Origin of the sequence: Phocaeicola massiliensis B84634 = Timone 84634 = DSM 17679 = JCM 13223 (assembly GCF_000382445.1) — a bacterium.
Classification (GTDB): Bacteria; Bacteroidota; Bacteroidia; order Bacteroidales; family Bacteroidaceae; genus Phocaeicola; species Phocaeicola massiliensis.
Genome location: NZ_KB905472.1, coordinates 451,937 through 477,153, shown reverse-complemented (window position 1 = coordinate 477,153; position 25,217 = coordinate 451,937). Strand labels below are relative to the sequence as shown.

The 25,217-nt window shown below is 42.6% G+C and carries 23 protein-coding genes; 21 read left to right on the top strand and 2 right to left on the bottom strand.

Annotation, left to right across the window (positions count from 1 at the left end):
• Nucleotides 1-99 precede the first annotated feature (99 nt).
• From grpE to HMPREF1534_RS20590, 7 genes are all read left to right on the top strand, one after another.
• Complete coding sequence (gene grpE / locus HMPREF1534_RS16930) at nt 100-723, top strand: nucleotide exchange factor GrpE (protein ID WP_005936368.1); 624 nt, start codon at nt 100-102, stop codon at nt 721-723.
• Nucleotides 724-742: 19 nt separating this feature from the next.
• Entirely contained in the window at nt 743-1,918 is a 1,176-nt protein-coding gene (dnaJ, locus tag HMPREF1534_RS16935) for a molecular chaperone DnaJ (protein WP_005936365.1), read from the top strand.
• A 154-nt stretch (nt 1,919-2,072) separates the two neighbouring features.
• Nucleotides 2,073-3,359: a bifunctional folylpolyglutamate synthase/dihydrofolate synthase gene (locus HMPREF1534_RS16940; RefSeq protein WP_005936362.1), complete on the top strand. Its 1,287-nt coding sequence runs from the start codon at nt 2,073-2,075 to the stop codon at nt 3,357-3,359.
• Nucleotides 3,360-3,453: 94 nt separating this feature from the next.
• Nucleotides 3,454-4,548 (top strand): aldose epimerase family protein, encoded by a 1,095-nt coding sequence (locus HMPREF1534_RS16945; RefSeq protein ID WP_005936360.1) that lies wholly within the window; start codon nt 3,454-3,456, stop codon nt 4,546-4,548.
• Between the two features lie 40 nt (nt 4,549-4,588).
• Nucleotides 4,589-5,860: an MFS transporter gene (locus HMPREF1534_RS16950; RefSeq protein WP_005936357.1), complete on the top strand. Its 1,272-nt coding sequence runs from the start codon at nt 4,589-4,591 to the stop codon at nt 5,858-5,860.
• A gap of 41 nt (nt 5,861-5,901) precedes the next feature.
• Nucleotides 5,902-7,056 carry a galactokinase gene (gene galK / locus HMPREF1534_RS16955; protein ID WP_005936354.1) on the top strand — a complete coding sequence of 385 codons (1,155 nt, stop codon included), beginning with the start codon at nt 5,902-5,904 and terminating at the stop codon, nt 7,054-7,056.
• Nucleotides 7,057-7,161: 105 nt separating this feature from the next.
• Complete coding sequence (locus tag HMPREF1534_RS20590) at nt 7,162-7,776, top strand: hypothetical protein (RefSeq protein WP_005936351.1); 615 nt, start codon at nt 7,162-7,164, stop codon at nt 7,774-7,776.
• A 162-nt stretch (nt 7,777-7,938) separates the two neighbouring features.
• Here HMPREF1534_RS20590 and HMPREF1534_RS16965 read toward each other — a convergent pair whose 3' ends face one another.
• The gene (locus HMPREF1534_RS16965) at nt 7,939-9,225 is read right to left on the bottom strand and encodes an IS1380 family transposase (RefSeq protein ID WP_005936349.1); all 1,287 of its coding nucleotides are present in this window, start codon (nt 9,223-9,225) and stop codon (nt 7,939-7,941) included.
• A 60-nt stretch (nt 9,226-9,285) separates the two neighbouring features.
• Between HMPREF1534_RS16965 and HMPREF1534_RS16970 the strand changes: the two genes are divergently transcribed.
• The 14 genes from HMPREF1534_RS16970 to HMPREF1534_RS17030 all read left to right on the top strand — a co-directional run bounded on the left by HMPREF1534_RS16970 (nt 9,286) and on the right by HMPREF1534_RS17030 (nt 23,351).
• A complete protein-coding gene (locus HMPREF1534_RS16970; RefSeq protein WP_005936346.1) occupies nt 9,286-10,848 on the top strand; it encodes a TlpA family protein disulfide reductase in 1,563 nt (520 codons plus the stop codon).
• Nucleotides 10,849-10,983: 135 nt separating this feature from the next.
• On the top strand, nt 10,984-12,996 hold the full coding sequence (locus HMPREF1534_RS16975; RefSeq protein WP_005936343.1) for a transketolase family protein: 2,013 nt from the start codon (nt 10,984-10,986) through the stop codon (nt 12,994-12,996).
• A complete protein-coding gene (rpiB, locus tag HMPREF1534_RS16980) occupies nt 12,993-13,427 on the top strand; it encodes a ribose 5-phosphate isomerase B (protein WP_005936340.1) in 435 nt (144 codons plus the stop codon). Before HMPREF1534_RS16975 ends, rpiB begins: the two co-directional genes overlap by 4 nt.
• A gap of 104 nt (nt 13,428-13,531) precedes the next feature.
• Nucleotides 13,532-14,659, top strand: a complete 1,128-nt coding sequence (locus tag HMPREF1534_RS16985) for a DUF4468 domain-containing protein (RefSeq protein ID WP_005936337.1) — start codon at nt 13,532-13,534, stop codon at nt 14,657-14,659.
• 318 nt (nt 14,660-14,977) lie between these two features.
• On the top strand, nt 14,978-15,256 hold the full coding sequence (locus HMPREF1534_RS16990; protein ID WP_005936334.1) for a tetratricopeptide repeat protein: 279 nt from the start codon (nt 14,978-14,980) through the stop codon (nt 15,254-15,256).
• Between the two features lie 11 nt (nt 15,257-15,267).
• Nucleotides 15,268-15,498 carry an indolepyruvate ferredoxin oxidoreductase subunit alpha gene (locus HMPREF1534_RS16995; protein ID WP_005936330.1) on the top strand — a complete coding sequence of 77 codons (231 nt, stop codon included), beginning with the start codon at nt 15,268-15,270 and terminating at the stop codon, nt 15,496-15,498.
• 13 nt (nt 15,499-15,511) lie between these two features.
• On the top strand, nt 15,512-16,594 hold the full coding sequence (locus tag HMPREF1534_RS17000; protein ID WP_005936328.1) for a 3-methyl-2-oxobutanoate dehydrogenase subunit VorB: 1,083 nt from the start codon (nt 15,512-15,514) through the stop codon (nt 16,592-16,594).
• Nucleotides 16,595-16,601: 7 nt separating this feature from the next.
• Entirely contained in the window at nt 16,602-16,769 is a 168-nt protein-coding gene (locus HMPREF1534_RS20585; RefSeq protein ID WP_005936325.1) for a hypothetical protein, read from the top strand.
• A gap of 18 nt (nt 16,770-16,787) precedes the next feature.
• On the top strand, nt 16,788-17,552 hold the full coding sequence (locus tag HMPREF1534_RS17005; protein ID WP_018452570.1) for a thiamine pyrophosphate-dependent enzyme: 765 nt from the start codon (nt 16,788-16,790) through the stop codon (nt 17,550-17,552).
• 13 nt (nt 17,553-17,565) lie between these two features.
• A complete protein-coding gene (locus HMPREF1534_RS17010; protein ID WP_005936320.1) occupies nt 17,566-18,108 on the top strand; it encodes a 2-oxoacid:acceptor oxidoreductase family protein in 543 nt (180 codons plus the stop codon).
• A gap of 93 nt (nt 18,109-18,201) precedes the next feature.
• Nucleotides 18,202-20,304 carry a putative porin gene (locus HMPREF1534_RS17015; RefSeq protein ID WP_005936317.1) on the top strand — a complete coding sequence of 701 codons (2,103 nt, stop codon included), beginning with the start codon at nt 18,202-18,204 and terminating at the stop codon, nt 20,302-20,304.
• Nucleotides 20,305-20,312: 8 nt separating this feature from the next.
• Complete coding sequence (locus HMPREF1534_RS17020) at nt 20,313-21,128, top strand: transporter substrate-binding domain-containing protein (protein ID WP_005936314.1); 816 nt, start codon at nt 20,313-20,315, stop codon at nt 21,126-21,128.
• 89 nt (nt 21,129-21,217) lie between these two features.
• Nucleotides 21,218-22,207 (top strand): Gfo/Idh/MocA family protein, encoded by a 990-nt coding sequence (locus HMPREF1534_RS17025; RefSeq protein ID WP_005936310.1) that lies wholly within the window; start codon nt 21,218-21,220, stop codon nt 22,205-22,207.
• 10 nt (nt 22,208-22,217) lie between these two features.
• The gene (locus HMPREF1534_RS17030; RefSeq protein WP_005936307.1) at nt 22,218-23,351 is read left to right on the top strand and encodes a DUF4421 domain-containing protein; all 1,134 of its coding nucleotides are present in this window, start codon (nt 22,218-22,220) and stop codon (nt 23,349-23,351) included.
• Nucleotides 23,352-23,620: 269 nt separating this feature from the next.
• On the opposite strand, the gene HMPREF1534_RS17035 is transcribed toward HMPREF1534_RS17030, so the two are convergent.
• Nucleotides 23,621-25,201, bottom strand: coding sequence for a hypothetical protein (locus HMPREF1534_RS17035; protein ID WP_005936304.1), 1,581 nt, complete (start codon nt 25,199-25,201; stop codon nt 23,621-23,623).
• Nucleotides 25,202-25,217: the final 16 nt, after the last annotated feature.

Sequence of the window (25,217 nt, the reverse complement as noted above, 5' to 3'; positions counted from 1 at the left end):
GTGACATATTTTCCCTACTTTTGCAAAATATTTGAGACAGGGAAACAACTAGGCACGAAATTTGTTAGCAATAAATTAACCTAAAAACCCTGACTGATTATGAGTAAGAATAAGAAAAACAAAAAGTTTAATAAGAATATGAACCCAACAGAGAAAAACCAACCTCAGGATGAGGAAGTTTTGAAAAAACAAGAAAAGACAGAAGAAGCTGCTCTTGACGAAGAGACTCAGAAGGAAGCAGCAGAAGAGCTATCTGCCGAAGAAAAGGTAAATAAGGATTTGGCTGACGCTCAAAAGACCATAGAAGAACAACATGATAAGTATTTACGTCTTTCTGCCGAGTTCGATAATTACCGCAAGCGTACCATGAAGGAAAAAGCAGAGTTAATTAAAAACGGTGGTGAAAAAACAATCTCTGCCATCCTGCCTATTCTAGATGATTTGGAACGCGCTTTGAATATTTCAGAGACCTCGGACGATGTAAAAGCAATGCGCGAAGGTATCGAACTGATTTATAACAAATTCTTAAAGGTATTAAATCAGGAAGGACTTCAGAAGATAGAAACTGACGGCAAAGATTTTGATACCGATTACCATGAAGCCATTGCATTGGTTCCCGCACCATCTGAAGAACAAAAAGGAAAAATTCTGGACTGTGTTCAAACAGGCTATAAGCTGAATGATAAAGTAATCCGCCACGCCAAAGTTGTAGTGGCTCAATAAAATAGTATCATAAAACAACATGGCAAAAAGAGACTATTACGAAGTGCTGGAAGTGGACAAGACAGCCACTATCGATGTTATAAAGAAAGCATACCGCAAGAAAGCGATACAATATCATCCTGATAAAAATCCGGGAGATAAAGAAGCTGAAGAGAAATTCAAAGAAGCAGCCGAAGCATACGATGTGCTAAGCAATCCCGACAAACGTGCCCGCTACGACCAGTTCGGGCACGCCGGTATGAGTGGAGCTGCCGGTGGCGGTTTTGAAGGATTCGGACAAGGTATGTCTATGGACGATATTTTCTCTATGTTCGGCGATATATTCGGAGGACGTAGTGGAGGTTTCGGAGGATTCAGTGGTTTCGGTGGAGGCGGACGTGCCTCTCAACGCAAATTCCGTGGTTCGGACTTACGTGTTAAGGTCAAACTGAGCTTAAAAGAAATTTCTACGGGAGTAGAAAAAAAATTCAAACTGAAGAAATATGTAGCATGTGATCACTGCCACGGCTCAGGCGCCGAAGGTGAAGGAGGTACGGAAACTTGTCCTACATGTCATGGAACAGGTAGCGTGACACGTACTCAACAAAGTATCTTTGGTATGGTGCAATCACAAAGTGTATGCCCCCAATGTAACGGTGAAGGTAAAATCATCAAAAACAAATGCAAGGTTTGTTCGGGTGAAGGCATCGTATATGGCGAAGAAGTGGTGGAAGTTAAAATTCCTGCCGGAGTAGCCGAAGGTATGCAACTGACAGTAAACGGAAAAGGTAACGCCGGAAAGCACAACGGAGTACCGGGTGACTTACTTGTTGTCATTGAAGAAGAATCACATCCCGACCTGATTCGTGATGAAAATGATTTGATATACAACCTTCTATTGAGTATTCCTACAGCTGCATTGGGTGGAACTGTAGAAATTCCGACTATCGACAGTAAAGTAAAAGTAAAAATTGAAGCAGGAACTCAACCAGGCAAAGTGCTACGATTACGAGGTAAAGGATTGCCAAATGTAAACAGCTATGGATATAGTACAGGTACCGGCGATTTATTGGTTAATGTCAGTGTATACGTACCCGAAACACTGAATAAAGAAGAAAAGCAAATAATGGAGAAGATGCAGGAATCTGACAACTTCAAACCTAACCTGAGCATCAAGGAAAAGATATTCAAAAAGTTTAAAAACTTCTTTGATTAACTATCTCATAGCCGTTGTGCTATGACCAAAAAGTTACTTTCATCCACTATAGAGAAAATGTTTTCATCTTTACAGTGGATGAAAGTGTATTTTACCTCTTATATCTGCCCATTTTTATCATATACTATCACAACGGACAATAACTTTTACGATTATGACTTACGAAGAAACACTGGATTATTTATATAATAGTGCCCCCCTCTTCCAACACATAGGAAAGGATGCCTATAAAGAAGGATTGGAAAACACTTATCTTTTAGATGAATATTTCGAACATCCTCATCGCAAATTCCATACCATCCATATAGCCGGCACCAATGGAAAAGGTTCATGCTCACACACATTAGCAGCAATTCTACAATCTGCAGGATATAAAACAGGCCTCTATACATCTCCCCACCTAATTGATTTTCGTGAACGAATCCGCATCAACGGAACTCCGGTTTCTCAAAAGTTCGTAATTGACTTCGTTGAAAAGCACCGTACCTTCTTCGAACCGCTGCACCCCTCTTTCTTTGAGCTTACCACCGCTATGGCTTTCCATTATTTTGCTACTCAACAAGTGGATGTAGCCATTATTGAAGTGGGACTGGGCGGACGCTTGGACTGCACCAATATTATTCATCCCGATCTCTGTCTCATTACCAATATCAGTTTTGACCATATACAGTTTCTCGGTAATACGCTGGCAAAAATTGCCGGAGAAAAAGCCGGTATTATCAAAGAAAACACACCGATCATTATTGGTGAAACAACTCCCGAAACCAAACCTGTATTTATTGAACGCGCACAGAGTGTTCACGCCCCTATCCTATTTGCCGAAGAAGAACATCTCTTACAAAGTTCTTCTGTCAACGAAACCGGTGAACGAATTTATCAAACAACAGACTTCGCCGAACTAAAAGGAGAATTGGGAGGACTTTGCCAACTTAAAAACACCAACACACTGCTTTCTTCCATTCGCCAACTAAAAAAGATAGGCTACCACCTCACCGAAGAAAATGTGCGCGAAGGCTTTGCCCATGTTTCAAAACTGACAGGACTGATGGGACGTTGGCAGAAATTGGAAGAACACCCTGCATTGGTATGCGACACCGGACACAATGTAGGAGGCATTTCCTACATTGTGGAACAACTGAAACATCAAAAATATGACCGCCTGCACATTGTAATGGGCATGGTGAATGACAAAGACATCAGCGGAGTGCTTAGCATGATGCCCAAAGATGCCATTTATTATTTTACCCGTGCCGATGTAAAACGCGCCCTGCCGGAAAATGAGTTGCAAGCGTTAGCACAACAAGTCGGTTTGCAAGGTCAGAGTTACCCCAATGTTAAAGCAGCAGTTGAAGCAGCAAAACAACATTCTAGTGAAAAAGATTTTATTTTTGTCGGCGGAAGCAGCTTTATCGTAGCTGATTTATTAAAATTTCACGTTTAGCAAGTTCACTTTTCCACAAAAAGTTTGGGAATACCGAAGAAAATCTTTTTATTTGCAATAGTTTTGTACTTACTATAAAAAGATTTTCAATAATATGATAAACACATCAACTTCCGATGAGAATTTGTGCGGTCTGAAACGGACCGACTTTCAAAAAACAGTAGATGGGAAACAAACAGACCTTTTCATACTAAAGAATGAAAATGGAGTTGAAATAGCTGTCACTAATTACGGTGGTGCTGTCTTAGCTATAATGGCTCCCGATAAAAACGGCAAATTTGCTAATGTCATCCAAGGACATGATAGTATAGACCATGTAATCAACAGTCATGAACCTTTTTTGAGCACGTTAATAGGACGCTACGGTAATCGTATTGCAAACGGAAAATTTCTTTTAGATGGGCAGGAATACTCACTGACAATCAATAACGGACCAAACTCACTACACGGTGGACCAACCGGTTTCCACGCACGTGTTTGGGATGCCGAACAAGTAACTCCGCAAAGTTTGAAGCTACATTATTTATCGGCTGATGGCGAAGAAGGCTTTCCCGGAAATTTGGATGTAACAGTAGTTTATACACTGAGTAATCAAAATGAATTCATCATAACCTACTCAGCAGTAACAGATAAAACAACATTAGTCAATCTCACTCACCACGGTTTTTTCAGTCTTTCAGGTATTGCCAATCCTACAGCAAGCGTTGAAAACAACATCGTAACTATTAATGCAGACTTTTACACTCCAATGGATAATGTATCTATCCCCACCGGCGAGATAGCCAAAGTAGAAGGTACACCGATGGATTTTCGTACTCCTCATGCTGTGGGTAGCCGCATCAATGACAAATTTGAACAACTAGAGTTTGGTGCCGGCTATGATCATTGCTATGTACTCAATAAACGCGAACAAGGAACCCTTAGCTTTGCTGCTAAATGTGTTGAACCTGAAAGCGGACGCAGCATGGAGGTTTACACCACTGAACCGGGTGTCCAAGTATATACAGCCAATTGGCACAATGGCTTTGAAGGCGCTCACGGTGCCACTTTCCCTGCCAGAAGCGCTATCTGCTTTGAAGCCCAACATTTCCCTGATACTCCGAATAAAGGTCATTTCCCTTCTTGTGTATTAAAACCGGAAGAGGTATACCAACAGATAACCATCTACAAATTCGGCGTAGAAAAATAAGCAAAACAATTTTAAAATAAACATAAAGAACGATTTAACAATGGCTCAAAAAACAAAACAATGGGGTGCTATCATCATCATGATTGCCCTTTTTGCAATGATTGCCTTCGTGACCAACCTGTGTACACCCATGGCAACAATTATCAAAAACCAAGGACCAATTTCAAATGTGCTTGCACAGATTGGTAACTATGGTAACTTCATCGCTTACCTCGTAATGGGTATTCCCGCCGGTATGCTTATCTCTAAGTATGGCTATAAAAAAACCGCCCTTATCGGTCTTGTCGTAGGTAGTGTGGGTATCCTTATCCAGTGGATCAGCGGTCTGATGGATGTAGATAATAATCTTGGTCTTGTATTTGCTGTTTACCTGATTGGTGCTTTTATCGCCGGTCTGTGTATGTGTATCCTTAACTGCGTGGTTAACCCCATGCTGAACCTTCTCGGAGGTGGTGGTAACAGCGGTAACCAGCTAATTCAGATTGGCGGTGTGTTCAACTCTACCGCAGCTGTAGCTTGTTATATTCTGATGGGAGCTCTCATCGGTGATGCTGCAAAAGCCAAAATTTCCGATGCAACACCTGCCTTGATGATTGCACTTGCTATCTTCGTTGTGGCTTTCATCGTAATTTCATTCACTAAAATTGAAGAACCTAAACAAGCTCCTGTACAGCTAGACCTTATCAAAGGTGCTATGAGTTACCGTCATTTTGCATTGGGTACTTTGGGTATTTTCGTATATATGGGTATCGAAGTAGGTGTACCTAACTTCGTACAACAGTACCTCATCAGTGACTACGGACTCCCCGCCAGCACAGTAGGTATGATTGTAGCCGTTTATTGGTTTATGATGCTGATTGGTCGTTTCGTAGGTGCCAGTATTGGTGAAAAAGTATCGAGCCGCACCATGATTACCGTTGTATCATCAGCTACTATCATCCTCGTTTTGTTTGGTATGTTTGCACCTACCATCACGGTAGCTTTTCCGGGTGTGAATTGGGGTACACTCGAAATTATTTGGGAAGAAATTCCTTTGGGCATCTTCTCATTCCTACTGGTAGGTCTTTGTACTTCAGTAATGTGGGGAGCTATTTTCAATATGGCAGTTGAAGGTCTTGGCAAATATACAGCCATCGCTTCCGGTATTTTTATGACAATGGTATTCGGTTGCGCTGTGATGATGTTTATCCAAGCTACAGTTGCCGACCTCGTAGGCTACATTCAGAGTTTCTGGTGTGTAGTAGCTTGCGCTGTCTACCTGCTGTTCTACGCCCTTATCGGCAGCAAGGTTACAAGAAGAGAAGCAGAATAATAATAAATGCGATATATTAACCTTTAAATTATAGAATTATCATGGACATAGAATATGTAAGAAGTCGCTTCATCAAACATTTTGATGGCACAACAGGTTCAGTATATGCTTCACCCGGTCGTATCAACCTCATTGGTGAGCACACCGATTATAATGGTGGTTTCGTATTTCCGGGTGCTGTAGATAAAGGTATGATTGCTGAAATCAAACCTAACGGAACAGATAAAGTACGCGCTTACTCTATCGACCTGAAAGACTATGTAGAATTCGGTTTGAACGAAGAAGATGCTCCAAAAGCCAGCTGGGCAAGATACATCTTCGGAGTTTGCCGTGAGATGATTAAGCGCGGTGTAAACGTAAAAGGCTTTGATACTGCATTTGCAGGTGATGTGCCTTTGGGTGCCGGTATGTCTTCATCGGCTGCACTGGAAAGCACATATGCTTATGCTATCAACGATTTGTTTGGCGACAACAAGATAGATAAATTCGAATTAGCTAAAATAGGTCAGGCAACTGAACACAATTATTGTGGCGTAAACTGCGGTATCATGGACCAGTTTGCTTCTGTATTCGGTAAAGCAGGTAGCTTAATCCGTTTGGATTGCCGTTCATTGGAATACCAATATTTCCCATTCAAACCGGAAGGGTATCGTTTAGTATTGGTAGACTCCGTAGTTAAGCACGAGTTGGCATCATCTGCATACAACAAGCGTCGTCAGAGCTGCGAAGCTGCTGTTGCCGCTATTCAAAAGAAACATCCACATGTAGAGTTTTTACGTGATTGTACAATGGAAATGTTGCAGGAAGCTAAAGCTGACATCAGCGAAGAAGATTACATGCGCGCAGAATATGTCATCGAAGAAATCCAACGTGTACTTGATGTTTGTGATGTATTGGAAAGAGGTGATTATGAAACTGTCGGCCAGAAAATGTATGAAACACACAATGGCATGAGCAAATTATATGAAGTTAGCTGCGAAGAACTTGACTTTTTAAATGATATCGCATTCGATTGTGGCGTTACCGGCTCACGTGTTATGGGCGGTGGCTTCGGCGGATGTACTATCAACTTAGTGAAGAATGAACTTTATGAAACATTCATCACTACTGCAAAAGAAAGATTCAAAGAAAAATTTGGTCGCAGTCCGAAAGTTTACGATGTAGTTATCAGCGACGGTTCTCGTAAATTGATCTAAACTCACAGATATGTGAACTTAACACAAAAGTCAAAATAAACTTAATCAGCCGCCATTGACCAATCAAAAATCAATGGCGGCTTTTTTCCAAAACAAAACTATATTATGAAAACCTTATGCACATTATTATTGGCTTTGGGAACCTTATGTTCCATACAAGCCCAAGAACGTAAAGTCAACCAGCCTCCGTTTATTGTTCGCAACACATCCACAGTGGAGATCAACCAAATCACACTTTCCGACACCGCTACCGTTTTGGATATCAAAGCATATTATCGCCCACACAATTGGATTAGAATCAGCGGAGAAAGCTATCTGTTAGCTGATAACGGTAAAAAATACCCCATCCGTTCGGGCAGTGGCATCACCCTTGACAAAGAATTTTGGATGCCCGACAGCGGTGAGGCTACTTTCAGTCTGATATTTCCTACCCTGCCGGCTACCGTAAAAACGATAGACTTTATAGAAAGTGACTGCGAAGACTGCTTCAAAATATGGGGAATTTCTTTAAATGGGAAATTACCCGAATTAGTGTTACCGGAAGAGGTAAAACAAAAAACAAATGCTGTAGAAATATTACCGGCTCCTCAATTGACAATGGGAAAGGCTACACTGAGTGGAAAACTTTTGGACTATAAACATAACTATCAACTCAACCTAAATGCCTACCTTTGTGAGTTATTGACCGGTAATGAAAACGAAATTCCCATAGAACCTTAAATCCGCAACTCCATTCCCGAAGTGCTACCTACAAGAGAAATGGACTTTTGATTCGTAAGACAGCCATTAAGTCCTCGCGTCCGTTTCAATGCGCATACTATCCCCTTACCCCATAAAGCGACTTGAGGCAATACGCAATCAGTGGCCATCAAGTGACGTAAATCATCCGGAAGAAGTTTTGAAGGCTTCTGCATATGCATGGTTGTCGGTGTAGATGTTCAGCACACATTGCCTTGCGGTCTTAATCCACTTGGCAGGTACTGAAATGAATTTGAAGACAAACGTCTTGATACGGCTGGTTTCCTTGAGCCCGAACTTCTTCACTTCAATCCTTTGCATGATGGCCTTGTAAAAATTGCGTATCAGTGCCGTCAGGAGCAGGAACACGGTATTTTCCGCCATGAAGGATTTAGGCAGTCTGCCCCATCCAAACCCATTGTTCATGTCATCAAAGATGCGTTCCTTGCCTCCACGCATGTTATAGAACTCCACGATGTCGCTCATGGATGATTCGTAATCGTTGGTCAGGATGCAGCGGTATGTATATTCCCCCTCCCACAGGTCAAGTCCACTGCCCATGCGTCTCTGTCTCTGGATTATCAGGCGATACGGTTTGCCTTTCCACTTCTCAACGAGAATGGAGTTCAACTCAAACACAATGCCGTTTATTTCTTCCCTCTTCCACCCCCTGAGCGCGAAGATGTCATCATAGAGCGAGCAGCAGCGGTTGGCACGTATGTAGAATGTCCTGCAATGCTTCCTGACCTCATCCACAATGTCTTCAGAGCATGAGCCGCAGTCGGCCCTGAAGCGGTTGACTGCCATTTTCTTTTCTTCAAGTCTCCCCAAAATCCTCTTTAGCGTGTCACCCTGGTGAAAGCGTACATTGGTGTTGCCGTCGCTGTTCTCTATGCCGACAATCATGTCGCCGATAACGGCCACACCGGGCCTGTAACCAAGAAATTTCTTGTACGTGGGCTTTGCATCGTACTTCTCCGTCTCAATGAACTGGTGGTCAAAGTCAACGTCATACTCCCCGCCCTCTTTCAACTGCCCTGTGGCCAACAGGCAATTCAGGAGCAATGTGTTGAGTGTGTCTGCCGTATTGAAGTCATAGGACTTTCCGGCATCAGATGTGTATGAGATGTTTTCCCGGGCCAGTTCGTTTATTGCCCTGAGGATGGTGTCGGCGCTACAGGTGCGGAGTGTGGGGTGAAGGGAAAGATGACTCATTAAGTGGGCGGTGACATCCTCAACGCAAGAACCGCCGCAGAAGTAAACGCATAGGAGGGAGCGGATGATTTCGCTGTATTGATAACCATAGAGTTTGCATCTCAACCCAAGTGTTGAGTCAATTGTAGAGGAGAGAAGGGAGGTAAATTGCTCCATGATTGGAAATATGCCTCCAAAAGGAGTGAGTCTTTCGGATTTTATTGCTACATTTGCCATGCTTGTTACGGTTTTCTTTGTCTTTGGATTCGCAACACTAAGGTAAGTGAAAACGCTGACATGGCAAAAACCTGGGCAACAAAATGTTGCTCAGGAACTTATAAAAATAATTATCAATTATGTTGCGGAATTAAGGTAGAAATCAAAGAAGACGGCAGCTTCTGCACAGCAATCGACCTCTCTGCTCCGACCAGCCTTGATTTAGTGATGGGAAGAGAGAAAATCAGTACATTGTTTATGACTCCCGGAGAAGACACCAAAATAATCATTAATTTACGGGAAATCAGCCGTTCACAAAGCAAATTATTGAAACAGAACAAACCGGAAGGAGAGAAACTATATTTCTCAGGCACAATGGCGCAACTCAACAAAACCCTGAACAGCAAATGGGCAACCGAATGGGAAGGAAAAGATTTTCTAAAAGAAATATATAATATGTCGGCAGAAGAATATAAAGCCTATTGCCTGAACAAATACCAAAACAGAAATTCAATCATACAAAATGCCAAAGAACTGGATAATGCATCCCGCCAATTATTGCTGATAGACAATAAATTTCAATGTACCGCAGCACTCAACAGTATCAACTCAAATCTGATGAATGCATATATATATTATAGCGGACTACCCGAAAGAGAAGCATTCAAAAGCTATAAAGCCCCCGACCTGCCCACCAATTATTATGACTATATAAGAACCATAGGAGCACTGAACAGCAATGAAATGCTTTACTGCAACGGCTATTCCAGAATGCTAAAATATTTAGGCTATGAAATACGTGTCCCTTTGGACGGCAATATGAAAGACATATTCAGCTATATTATTTCGTCAGACCGGACTTCAGCCGAAGATGCAGCAGTCATCAAAGCATATAAAGACAGTATTGATGCAGGAAAAAGCGCCAAAGCATTAGCCGGAAAGATGCAAGACTTGAGAAAGAAATATGACCCGCTGTTCATGGAATACAGCAAGAAAGTACGAGAAGCCGGTATGAAAGTAGTAACCAACTATATGGGTGCTGATAAAGGCCTTTTCTTTGATATACGCAAAGCTATGAAATATGCCGAAAAAATCACCGACTTCTGTCCGTTGACTGAAACCGATTTTCAGGAAATTCGCCTGATGGAAAACCCTTACTATCTGGAAAAACTGACTTCGATGAATAATAAGCTGATAGAAACGATTGAAGCCAATAAAAAGAAAACGGGCTTCACCATCAACGAAACCGGCGAAGTAGCAAATGAAGATTTATTCGCTTCCATCATTTCCAAATTCAGAGGAAAAGTCATGCTGGTAGATTTTTGGGCAACTTGGTGCGGTCCCTGCCAAAAAGCAATGAAAGATATGAAACCAATGAAAGAAGAATTGGCAGACAAGGACATAGTATATTTATTCATTGCCGGTGAGAACTCACCAAAAGAAACATGGGAGAACATGATTTCAGACATCCATGGAGAACATTATCGCCTCACCAATGCACAATGGGCTTACATCAACAAACAATTCAGCATTCAGGGAGTGCCCACTTATATGATTATTGACAAAGAAGGAGGCATCAAAAATAAGTTTACCGGCTTCCCGGGAGTAGATACGGTAAAAAAACAATTGCTGGAACTTTTATAAAGGAACAAACCATAAACCATACAAGTTTGTTAAACCGAAATATGAAAATATATTCTATAGAATATTCTTCATAGAGTTAGGAATGACATTATCAAAGATTTAATTATCTTTGCACCATAAATAACATTTTACGCTATGAATGATAAGAAACTAATGAATCGCGCAGCCGATAATATCCGTATTTTAGCCGCAGCGATGGTAGAGAAAGCCAACTCCGGTCACCCCGGCGGTGCCATGGGTGGCGCTGATTTCATAAACGTACTCTTTTCAGAGTTCTTAGTATATGACCCGGAAAATCCGTGTTGGGAAGGTCGTGACCGCTTCTTCCTTGACCCGGGCCACATGTCACCGATGCTTTACTCCGTATTAGCTATGAGTGGCAAGTTCACTATAGATGAACTAAAAGAATTCCGCCAATGGGGAAGCCCCACTCCGGGACATCCCGAAGTGAATATTATGCGTGGTATTGAGAATACATCCGGTCCTTTGGGACAAGGACATACATTTGCGGTAGGTGCAGCCATCGCAGCCAAGTTCTTGAAAGCCCGTTTGGGAGACGTGATGAATCAGACTATATATGCTTACATCTCCGATGGTGGCATCCAGGAAGAAATTTCTCAGGGAGCAGGTCGTTTGGCAGGTCACTTAGGCTTGGACAACCTCATTATGTTCTACGATTCAAACGATATTCAGCTTTCTACTGAAACGGATGCTGTTACCAGCGAAGATGTTGCTAAAAAATATGAAGCATGGCACTGGAAAGTAATGACCATTGACGGCAATGACCCTGATGCTATCCGTGCTGCATTGACTGAAGCCAAAGCTGTAACCGGACAACCGACGTTGATTATCGGTAAAACTGTTATGGGTAAAGGTGCACGTAAAGCGGATAACTCAAGCTATGAACGCAACTGCGGTACTCACGGTGCTCCTTTGGGTGGTGAGGCATATATCAATACCATCAAAAATTTGGGTGGCGACCTTGAAAATCCATTCCAGATTTTTACTGAAGTAAAAGAGCTCTATGCCAAACGCAAAGAAGAATTGAAGAAAATTGTTGCCGAACGATATGCATACAAGGCCGAATGGACAAAAGCAAATCCCGAATTGGCAGCTAAAATGGATTTCTGGTTCTCCGGAAAAATTCCCCAAATCGATTGGAATGCTATCGAACAGAAAGCCAATGCCGCTACCCGCGCCGCATCAGCTACTGTTCTCGGAGTATTGGCTACCGAAGTAGAAAATATGATTGTTTCTTCTGCCGACTTATCCAACTCTGACAAAACAGACGGATTTCTAAAGAAAACCCATGCATTCACTTACGGTGACTTCAGCGGTGCTTTCTTACAAGCAGGCGTATCCGAGCTAACCATGGCATGCTGCTGTTTGGGTATGGTTCTGCATGGTGGTATCATCGCCGCATGTGCTACTTTCTTTGTCTTCTCAGACTACATGAAACCGGCTATTCGTATGGCAGCTTTAATGGAACTCCCCATTAAATTCATCTGGTCACACGATGCTTTCCGCGTAGGTGAAGACGGACCTACCCACGAACCGGTAGAACAGGAAGCACAAATCCGCCTAATGGAAAAATTGAAGAACCACAAAGGACATAACTCCATGTTGGTACTCCGTCCGGCTGATGTAGAAGAAACAACCGTTGCATGGAAACTGGCTATGGAAAATACCTCTACTCCAACAGCATTGATCTTCTCACGTCAGAACATCAACAACCTGCCCACAGGCAACAACTACAGTCAAGTAGAAAAAGGTGCTTACATTGTTGCCGGTTCAGATACTGACCCCGATGTAATTCTTGTAGCATCCGGTTCCGAAGTATCTACTTTGGTGGCAGGTGCTGAACTACTACGCAAAGACGGTGTCAAAGTACGCATTGTCTCAGTGCCCTCAGAAGGTCTGTTCCGCAATCAGAGCAAAGAATATCAAAACAGCGTAATCCCTGCCGATGCCAAAGTATTCGGTCTGACAGCCGGTCTGCCTGTCAATCTCCAAGGTTTGGTTGGTGCAAATGGTAAAGTATGGGGATTAGAATCATTCGGATTCTCTGCTCCTTATAAAGTATTGGATGAAAAACTGGGCTTCACGGCACAGAATGTGTATAACCAGGTAAAAGAAATGCTGGCATGAAAAAAATAGGTTTGGCATCCGACCACGCCGGATTTGAATTGAAAGAATATGTAAAAACTTGGCTGAAGGCCAAGAACTATCCGTTTGAAGACTTTGGTACATACAGCACAGATAGTTGTGACTACCCTGATTTTGCACACCCGCTGGCACTGGCAGTCGAAGCCGGAGAATGTTATCCGGGTATTGCTATCTGTGGTAGTGGTGAAGGTATCAGCATGACATTGAACAAGCATCAAGGTATTCGTGCCGCATTGTGCTGGATGCCCGAGATTGCTCATCTTGCACGCCAACACAATGATGCCAATGTTCTGGTAATGCCGGGACGTTTCATCGACAATGAAATGGCAGACAAAATCATGAACGAATTCTTCTCAACCGATTTCGAAGGCGGACGCCATCAAAAACGTATAGAGAAGATACCTGTGAAGTAAATTTCACTCTATAATAATAAAAGTAAAAAAAGAGAGGCTTTATAGCTTCTCTTTTTTTTTATTTCTATCTTTGCTTACTATTAAAAACAATTAATATTATTACTATGAAGAAGTTTCTACTTTCAGTACTCATCTGTCTGCCTTTATTAGCCAAGGCACAAACCGATGAGAAATATTTGGCGGGAGCTATTCCCGTTGTTGATGGAAAAGTTTCTTTTACTACAGAAATGCAAGTTCCTGCCCTCTCACAAGAACAATTGTATGATGCATTGCTTGACTGGGCCAATACATACTTCAAGCCCGAAGGCAAACTTAATGCCCGGGTTCTTTATACCAATAAAGAAGAGGGTACGATAGCAGCCGGTGGAGAAGAATATCTGGTATTCACCTCTTCAGCATTGTCATTAGACAGAACACGCATTTATTACCAGCTCCTTATGACCTGCAAACCGGGCAAATGCGATTTGGAAATGACACGTATTCGCTATTGGTACGATGAAGCCCGTGACGGCGGTGAAAAATATGTTGCCGAAGAATGGATTACTGACGATATGGCACTTAACAAGTCAAAAACCAAACTGGCACCCATCTGTGGTAAATTTAGAAGAAAAACAATTGACCTGAAAGATGAACTGTTCAAATCTATCCAGTCATCATTAGGTAACAGAATGATTGCTTTGGGATTGCAACCGGCTCCTGTTACTCCGACTCCGGCTGTAACTGTGGCTACTCCGGGCGTAACCGTAACACAATCCAACACTGCCAATATACAGCCCACGGCACCGGTAGCCCCCACAGCCCCCATCGCACCTGTTGCACCTGTTGCTCCTACTGCACCTGTTGCTCCTACTGCACCTGTTGCTCCTACTGCACCAACGACCCAAAACATCGATGCACAAATACAAGCCGCTGTCCGTATGACCATCACCGCAGGCAACGACGAACAATTTGAAATCGGCAAAGAATGTTGGGGCGGATTTGGAAAGCTATTCGGCAAAGACGTAGCATTCTGTCTCATCGACACGCAAAAAACAATGGGAAATATGCTTTTGTCACAAAGCGACAGCTATACAGTTTCTTTCTATATGCAAGGAAACAACAAGCCATCCGTAGTGGTCAAATGCAAAAAACTGATGCAACAGAATATCACCGGTGAAGAAGCGAAAAAAATGAATCCGAACAACGATGGACAGAAAACATATAATATGTATGTAGGTGAAATCATAAAATAAAGTTTACCGAAATAAAAACAGTCGGATATGTCATGTCCGACCATTCATCGTCCCACGACTCTGAGAGACTCCTCTTCATAGCCGTGGGACAATTGTTTTCTTTAAGAATAAATAACAGAACCGGAGATCAATGGTTTCATTTGAAACTATTTCTATCATAATCAAATCATTAGGAAAAACAAAATAACATATCCACCCGTTTCACGGACATAAAGTTTTAAATGAATTTAGCAGAAAGTTCGTTTTTTCTACTCTAAACTTCCTGTTAATTACAAATAAAGAGTATCTTTGTATGCAACAAGATTATTACCATAAGCAATGGCAAAGCAATTATCAGACATAAAGAAACTTATAGAACGAGGAGAAACAGATACAGCGATTAACGCGCTAACTAATTTCATCGGAAACCATCAGGGTTCCAAAGATGAAGCCTATTATTTGCTGGGCAATGCCTATCGCAAAAAAGGTGATTGGCAACAAGCTCTGAATAACTATCTGGAAGCCATCGAACGAAACCCTGAAAGTCCGGCAGTCCAGGCACACACCATGCTGATGGATATTCTTAATTTCTATAATAAAGACATGTATAATCAATAATAACTAACCCTATGGCAAAAATTAAAGGTGCAATTGTAGTCGACACAGAACGTTGCAAAGGCTGCAATCTCTGCGTAGTGGCATGTCCGCTACATGTAATATCGCTCACCGCCAAAGAAGTGAATAAAAAAGGATATACGTTTGCCCAACAAGTATTGGAAGATACTTGCAACGGCTGTGCGTCTTGTGCTACAGTGTGTCCCGACGGATGCATCAGTGTATATAAAGTAAAACAACAATAAAATAAAGAAACATATGGCAGAAGAAGTCGTTTTAATGAAGGGAAATGAAGCCATAGCCCATGCCGCCATCCGCTTCGGAGTGGACGGCTATTTCGGCTATCCCATCACCCCCCAATCGGAAATATTGGAAACTCTTGCCGACGAAAAACCTTGGGAAACTACCGGTATGGTAGTGCTTCAGGCCGAAAGCGAAGTAGCAGCTATCAATATGGTATACGGAGGTGCAGCCAGCGGAAAAATGGTAATGACCTCTTCTTCAAGCCCCGGTGTGAGCTTGAAACAAGAAGGCATTTCGTACATTGCAGGAGCCGAACTCCCTTGTTTAATTGTGAATGTCATGCGTGGAGGTCCCGGCTTGGGAACCATCCAGCCCAGCCAGGCAGACTACTTCCAGACAGTAAAAGGAGGAGGACACGGTGACTATCGCCTGATAGCTCTCGCACCGGCATCAGTACAGGAAATGGCTGATTTCGTAGGTCTGGCCTTCGATTTGGCATTCAAATACCGCAACCCTGCCATCATTTTGGCAGATGGTGTTATCGGACAAATGATGGAAAAAGTGGTATTACCCGAACAGCGTCCGCGCCTCACCAACGAAGAAGTTATGGCACGTTGCCCATGGGCAACCTTCGGCAAGCTCAAACACCGAGGTCCCAACATTGTAACTTCACTGGAATTGGATCCTGCCGAAATGGAAAAACGCAATATCCATCTCCAACAAAAATATGCTGAAATAGAAGAAAAAGAAGTACGCTATGAAGAAATTCATTGCGATGATGCCGAGTATCTGATTGTGGCTTTTGGCTCATGTGCCCGCATTGCTCAAAAAGCAATGGAGGAAGCACGCGCAGAAGGTATCAAAGTAGGTTTGCTCCGTCCTATTACATTGTGGCCGTTCCCATCTAAAGCAATCGCCGAACGCAGCCGCCAAGTAAAAGGTATCCTCACCGTGGAACTGAATGCCGGACAAATGGTGGAAGATGTTCGTCTGGCAGTAGAATGTAAAGTGCCCGTCGAATACTTCGGACGCTTGGGAGGTATCGTTCCCGACCCGGATGAAGTAGTTACTGCGCTCAAAGAAAAAATTATTAAATAATAAACGTATGAACACGAATCTGATTAGAAACATATTGAATATCATATTCATGGTATTGGCACTGGCAGCTGTTCTTACTTACTTCTTTGTCAGTGACTTTAAAGTATTCATTTATGTTTGTGCCGCAGCTATCTTTACCAAGCTGATAGAGTTCTTTTTACGGTTCATGTGTTAAGCGATAGGAGGAGAAAATATGACAAGAGAAGAAATCATAAAACCCGAAAATCTGGTTTATAAAAAACCAACGCTAATGAACGACAATCCGATGCACTACTGTCCCGGATGCAGCCACGGTGTGGTTCATAAGCTGATAGCCGAAGTAATCGAAGAAATGGGCATGGAGGACAAGACCGTCGGCATATCACCGGTGGGATGTGCCGTATTTGCATATAACTATCTGGACATTGACTGGCAGGAAGCTGCTCACGGACGTGCACCTGCCGTTGCTACTGCCGTGAAGCGTTTATGGCCCGACCGTCTGGTATTCACTTATCAGGGTGACGGCGACCTGGCATGTATCGGTACAGCCGAAACCATCCACGCGCTAAACAGAGGCGAAAACATTACCATTATCTTTATCAATAACGCTATTTACGGTATGACCGGCGGTCAAATGGCTCCGACCACACTAATCGGCATGAAAACCGCAACCTGTCCTTACGGTCGCGACGTAACCATCCACGGTTATCCATTGAAAATGACCGAAATAGCCGCCACACTGGAGGGTACAGCATACGTCACCCGTCAGGCTGTTCATACAGTTGCCGCTATCCGCAAGGCAAAGAAAGCCATCCGCAAAGCTTTCGAAAACTCGATGAACGGAAAAGGTTCCAATCTGGTAGAAATCGTTTCCACCTGTAACTCAGGTTGGAAGATGACACCACAAGCATCCAATGACTGGATGGTGGAACACATGTTCCCCTTCTATCCGTTGGGCGATTTGAAAGATAAAGAATAAAAAAACAAAAGTGATGAAACAGGAAATAATTATAGCAGGATTTGGCGGTCAGGGCGTATTGTCAATGGGTAAGATATTGGCTTACTCAGGACTGATGGAAAACAAGGAGGTAACCTGGATGCCGGCATACGGTCCCGAACAACGAGGAGGAACTGCCAACGTTACAGTTATCGTCAGCGATGAACGCATCTCCTCTCCCATTCTCAGCCAATATGATACAGCCATCATACTGAATCAGCCTTCATTGGCTAAGTTTGAAAACAAAGTAAAACCGGGAGGTATTCTGATTTACGACGGATATGGTATTATCGAACCACCAACCCGTAAAGACATTCAGATTTACCGCATCGACGCTATGGATGCAGCCAATGAACGCGGCATTGCCAAAACATTCAATATGATTGTTTTGGGAGGATTATTGAAACTGCGTCCGGTGGTAGCTATTGAAAGTGTACTGAAAGCGTTACGCAAGACATTGCCCGAGCGCCACCACCACCTTATCCCCGTAAACGAAGAAGCAATTCACATCGGAATGGAGATTATTAAGCCTCAGTAAGTTAAAATAACTCTAAACGAATAATAAAAGGAAGAACTTTCCACAGTGGAAAAGCGCTTCCTTTTATTTTTATATTGTATCTTTGCGGGCGTTATGAAAAGAATATTCTCACTCATTCTATTAATGTTTCTGTGCAGCCAAGTGATGTTGCAGGCACAAAACACACTGAATAATAACTTCGGTTCTTCTGCCAGCGGATTAAGCATGGGGCAGCGTGACCGTAATGGTAACCCTATAGATACAACTGCCGTGATCGATGCAAACACAATTCCCATCGGGCTTTATTCATGGAAAATAGACAGCCGGTTCGGTAATGTGACCTTCGTACCGGTAGATACCCTTACACACGCTTTCCAGAACACAAACGACACCGGAGGCATGACCGGACAATATAACTACTTGGGCAACTTAGGCTCTCCCCGCCTGTCGCGTCTTTTTTTCGACCGTCGGGATGCCAGTCAGTTCTTTTTTACCGATCCATACGACCTTACCGTACTCCGCCCGGAAGATATCATATTTACCAATACGCTTTCTCCCTTTACCAACCTGAGCTATTATAAAACTTTCGATAGCCGTAACGGTGAAGAGCGTTTCAAATCCTACTTTGCCATCAATGCCAACAAGCGATTCGGTGTCGGTTTTTATATTGATTATCTCTACGGACGCGGTCTCTATGCCAGCCAATCCACAGCATTCTTCAACGGAGGATTGTTTGCCAGCTATCGGGGAGACAAATACAACATGCACTTTATATTCAACAATGACAACCTGAAAATAGCTGAAAACGGCGGTATTGCCGACGACCGTTACATCACCAATCCTTTGGACATGGCAGAAGGAAAAAAGGAATACAAATCGTACGACATCCCCACCAACTTGAACAAAGTATGGAATCATAATACCAGCTATCACGTATTTATGACCCAGCGTTACAACCTTGGTTTTCACAAAGAAAAAACAGACAGCGTAACTAAAGATTCTGTAAGAATTATCCAAGAATTCGTTCCTGTTACCAGCTTCATCCATACCTTGCAAGTCGACCTGAACGGACGCAAATACATCTCTTATGATGACGAACAGAATCAGAAATATTTTGAGCACAATTACTTGGGCAACGACTCTATTGATAAAACCCGACGCTCTTCCATCAAAAATACCATCGGCATATCACTGCACGAAGGATTTAACAAATGGGCTAAGGCAGGTCTCACCGCTTTTATGAGTTATGAATACCGCAACTTTACATTGACAGATACAACAGATGTTCCCAAAGAACGCCGTTTGGGACATTATAAAGAAAGCGTGCTGTCCATTGGAGGCGAGTTATCCAAACGTCAAGGTAAGCTGCTACACTATAACATCTTAGGAGAACTGGCTATCGCAGGTGAGGATGCCGGGCAATTCAATATTGAAGGCAATGGAGATTTAAATATACCTCTATTTGGCGATACCATTCGGTTGGAAGCCAATGCATTTATCAAAAACCAGAATCCGGTCTTCTATTTCAGACACTTCCATTCTAAGCATTATTGGTGGAACAATGATGACTTGTCCAAAATCATGCGTACCCGACTGGAAGGCAAGCTAAGTTTCGATAAATGGGGAACAACTTTGCGTGCCGGTGTAGAAAATATCAAGAACTACACCTACCTTGCCAATACCAGTGTCCCCGTAAAAGACAATGAAGGCAAGATTCTTTCTTTTAAGAATAATGCCGCCGTAGAGCAATACACCGGAAATATTCAAGTATTAAGTGCCGTTCTGCAGCAAAAATTAAAATTCGGTATCCTTCATCTGGACGGTGAAGTAGCTTATCAGAAATCGAGCAAACAAGATATACTACCTTTGCCGGAGCTATCCATGTATGGCAATCTATATATCAAAACAGGACTTGCCAAGAAAGTACTCCAACTGGAACTGGGAGCCGATGTGCGTTATTTCACGAAGTATTATGCGCCGGACTATTCTCCTGCCATCGGTCAATTCTATAATCAGAATCCCGAAGACAAAATTGAAATCGGTTCTTATCCCATCGTTAATGTATATGCCAATCTACATTTGAAGCGTACCCGTTTCTTTGTGATGATGTATCATATCAATCAAGGTTCGGGAAGTTCAAGATACTTCCTCGCACCTCATTATCCTATCAACCCGAGAACCATTAAGTTCGGACTTTCATGGAATTTCTTTGATTAACGGCAGTGATGAAGAGATATTTGAAATATATCATAATGGGAATTGTGGCTGTTACCCTCTATACTCTCTTCTTTCCCGGAAAAGACAAAGAAAAGGGTAAACCCCGAGACTATCAGACTATCGTTGAATCGGGAATCCTGCGAGCTGTGACAGAATATAATTCCATCAGTTATTTTGCCGATGGGGATACTGTGAGCGGTTTTCATTATGAATTATTGAATGCGTTTGCCCGCAGTAAAGGACTGACACCCGAAATTATTCCGGAAATGAGTTTTGAAAAAAGACAGGAAGGCATATTAACCGGAAAATATGACATACTGGCAAACAGCACCATAGTAACCAGCGAATCGAAAGACTCATTGCTGTTCACCCACCCCATCCTTCTCAACAAGCAAGTGTTGGTGCAGCGCAAGCCCGAACAGGAAAATGACAGTATGTATATTCACAGCCAATTAGAACTGGCACGCAAAACCCTTCACGTAGTCAAGGGATCACCGGTCCTGCTCCGCATCCATAATTTGAGCAACGAAATCGGAGACACTATTTACATTCAAGAAGTAGAAAAATATGGTCCTGAGCAACTGCTGGCAATGGTGGCTCACGGAGATATAGACTACACAGTATGTGATGAAAGCATCGCCCAAGCTTCCATCAATGATTTTCCGCAACTGGATATAAAGACAGCCATCAGTTTTACCCAGTTTTATTCATGGGGAGTAAGTAAACATTCTCCCATCTTGCTGGACAGTCTGAATGCATGGCTCGACACCTATACCCTAACTCCCGAATTCAGAGAACTACAAAAGAAATACTATAATAAGTGATTTTTTATACGGTTTAAATTGCAAAATCTTAATATATTTGCAATCTGAATTGTTGTCATTTCAGGAGAAATGACGAAAATATTATAGTAATGAACAAACTGAAAACAGTTAAATGGGGTTTTATCGGTTGCGGTGAAGTAACCGAGAAAAAGAGTGGACCCGCCTTCGCCATGATTGAAGGCTCTCAAGTAGTGGCTGTGATGAGCCGCAACAAAGAAAAAGCAGAATCATACGCCAAAAGACACAATATCCCACGTTGGTATACCGACGTACAACAACTCATTGGTGATGAAGACGTAAATGCTGTCTACATCGCTACGCCCCCCTCTTCCCATGCCACCTTTGCCATCATGGCAATGAAAGCCGGAAAACCTGTCTATATTGAGAAACCAATGGCAGCCAGCTATGAAGATTGCGCCCGCATCAACCGCATCTCGCAGGAAACAGGAGTTCCGTGTTTTGTAGCTTACTATCGCCGCTACCTTCCTTATTTTCAGAAAGTGCGTCAAATGGTAGAGAACGGAGAAATCGGCAACGTAATCAATATACAAATTCGTTTTGCCCAACCACCACGTAATCTCGATTATAACAGTACAAACCTTCCTTGGCGCGTACAGGCGGACATTGCGGGAGGCGGTTATTTTTACGACCTTGCCCCTCATCAATTGGATTTATTACAAGATATGTTCGGCTGCATACTTGAAGCAGAAGGATATAAAAGCAACCGAGGTGGTCTGTATCAGGCAGAAGACACCATCAGTGCCTGTTTCAAATTTGATTCCGGTCTGCCCGGTTCCGGCTCATGGTGCTTTGTGGCACATGAATCTGCCAAAGAAGACCGCATCGAAATCATTGGCGACAAAGGAATGATTTGTTTCTCTGTCTTCACTTACGAACCTATTGCCCTCCACACAGAAAGAGGCCGTGAAGAATTCCTGCCCGAAAATCCCCCTCATGTACAACTGCCTCTCATCAAGGCTGTGGTAGAACATCTGCAAGGAAAAGCAATCTGTACTTGTGACGGAATCAGTGCCACTCCCACAAACTGGGTAATGGATCGTATTTTAAATAAACTCTAACATCACATTTATGACGAACGCCCGGAAAATCTGTTTGCTGCTCAGCTTCTTTCTTTATATCCTGAATGCTTCCGCACAAGAAGAGATAAAGAAGGATACAACAGCGCAAAACAGTAAAGGCGTTCTTGTCAATCTGACAGATGGTATTGCCACTACAGTGCGTCACACGGGGCGGAAAATCAGAAAGGTAGGAAAAGAGTTCAATGCTGTCGACACCACTTTCATCTCCCCCAACCTTTATAATCTGGCGTTTATGCTGGAACACAGCAGTTGGTATGAATATTACCGATTGGGAAGCAACAGCAACAACGGTGAACAAAGCATAAGTTTCTCACCGAATGCCAACTTCAAATTGGGAGTTTATTTTGGTTGGCGCTGGATATTTTTGGGATACTCTTTTGATGTAAAAGACATATTCGGCGGACATAAAAATAAAGCCAAGAAAACAGAAATGGCATTAAACCTCTACAGTTCCAAATTCGGAGTAGACCTGTATTGGAGAAAAACGGGAAGCGATTTCAAGATACGCTCGTACAATGGCTTCCAATTAAATACCCCGACCAAAAATATGGACTTCAACGGCTTTCAAAGTAAAATCAAGGGGTTGAACGCTTACTGGATATTCAATTACAAACGATTTTCCTACCCTGCCGCTTACAGCCAATCTACAAACCAAAGGAAAAGTGCCGGTTCTTTAATGGCAGGATTCTCTTACTCACAGCATAATATTTCTTTTGATTATGATAAATTACCGACCGAGATGCGTGATCAGTTACACAATGCTTTACTTTTCAAGAAAGTGAAATATTCGGATTACAGCCTTTGTCTGGGCTACGGCTATAACTGGGTCTTTGCCAAGAACTGGGTATCCAATCTTTCACTCCTTCCCGCCATTGCCTATAAGAAATCAAAGATAAACGATACTCCCCAACCCCATACCCACTGGATAAAAGATATCAATTTCGATTTGATTACCCGTGCCTCCATAGTCTATAACAACAGCAAATACTTCGCAGGTGCCGCACTGGTCATGCACACCTACGATTATCGGAAAGAAGATTTTTCACTGACTAACACTTTCGGAACACTACGTGTATATGTCGGACTCAATTTCTGGAAAAAGAAAGAATACCGTCATAAATAATGACATGTTAATAATCCTCTTTTAATCAAATAGCAAAGAAACAATCATATATCCCCTTGCGTTACAAAATCTTTCTCAAGCAATCCCCTCAATGCAAACTGCACAGAAATCAATCTTATTATATAAAGCAATAATGCAAAAACAACAAAAGAATTAGACAGCTTTTCCCTTTAGCCACAACATCCTACAAAAAAAAATGTATCAAGAGCAAGCTTCGCTCCTGATACATTCGCATTAAATTTAACTATATTAGACTCACAATAAATCCATTAAAAACGTGCTCCTACAGTGAACAACAACTGATGACGTGAGTTATCCACCTGTGCGGCTTTCAGCTCCACATCATCAAAAGGATAAAACTTAGACTTATACATATCATATTTATAAGCTAAATCGGCATATATCACGCTTCCGCGATAACCTAAACCGAAAGTAAACGTATTCTTTGACTCCGTATTGTTATAATCGGTATGTGTGCTATACAAAGCCAGTGCGTTATAAGAATCCTTAGCAAAAGCTGCCGATGTGTAGTTATATCCGGCACGAATGCTAAACTCGGGAACAATACGCGTTTCCATACCTACACGCAGATTGTGAACACCTTTCAGATAATCGTCCACACTTGACTGGTCGCCCAGCGGATAACCATCCACATCCTCCAATTTACTGGAAGAATAATCCTGATATTCATATTCTGCTCCGATAGCTACCAAACCTCCGACAGTAGTACCTGCGCTGACATTAAACTTCCACGGTGTAGTCAGATTATAATCATAAGTGAGATAATCATAATCACGTCCAATCAAGAAATCACCAAGATTCTGATTGTACGCCTCTCCATAATAATCAATATTTGAAGATAAATTGGCATTATAGCTCTCTCTCAAATCATACCATGTGGGAGTATGTACGGCAAAGCCCAAACGGAAAGGCGAACTTTCGAAAGGCCGGACAATCACACCCAGTTTCAAATCAATACCGGTTCCGTCCAAAGTATAATAATTATCCAAGGTATAACCACCGTTTTCTTTACCGAAATCATCATTCAAATCTTCCGTATAAGAAGAGAAACGATTATAGCTGACATCATATACTCCCAGAGTAGCTCCCAAGTACACTCTATCTTCGATATTGAAAGATACATTAAAATCATATTGACTGATACCGCCGGTCTCCTTGCTGAAGAAATTATTGCTATAACAATTCCAACCCATTACTCTATCCTGTCCGGTCGGCCAGTCCACCACACCGGTCTGGGCACCCAAGACTCCCAGCACCGGCAACTTATTCCAATATTTTGCATAAGGATTGTCCACACGGATAATCTTATCCTGAAACGATTCAGGTCCGGTAACCCCTACTCCTTCCATTCCTATGTCCATCAGTTCCGCCAATTGCATACTCTGCGAGAGACCGTTATCCAATATTCCTCCCATCGAGAACAAACGATTGAAATTCTTGCTCTTATGATAATTGAACCCAAAATTCACAAAACGCAGAGAAGTATTATTGCCAATCTTATTGCTATATACAAAACCGATTTGGTCGAAAGAAGCGCGTGTCCGGTCTTCCTTCATCGATGTGCCATAAAAATTACTCTTCGCTGCCGTATTATTAAAACCGAAAGACAATGCAACATCATTGCTGCGATAGATGCCGATACCAGCAGGGTTCGTGCCCATCACAGACATATCGCCGCCCAAAGCGCCCATTGCACCACCCATACCCACAAAACGAGCTGTTCCGTTCAAATCATTACCAAGCAACCGCTCGGCATCGTATGCATTTTGTGCACCTGCCGTTGCCATTGCCAGCAACGCACAAGCGGTTAATATTACTTTATTTTTCATATACCAAGTCTATTTA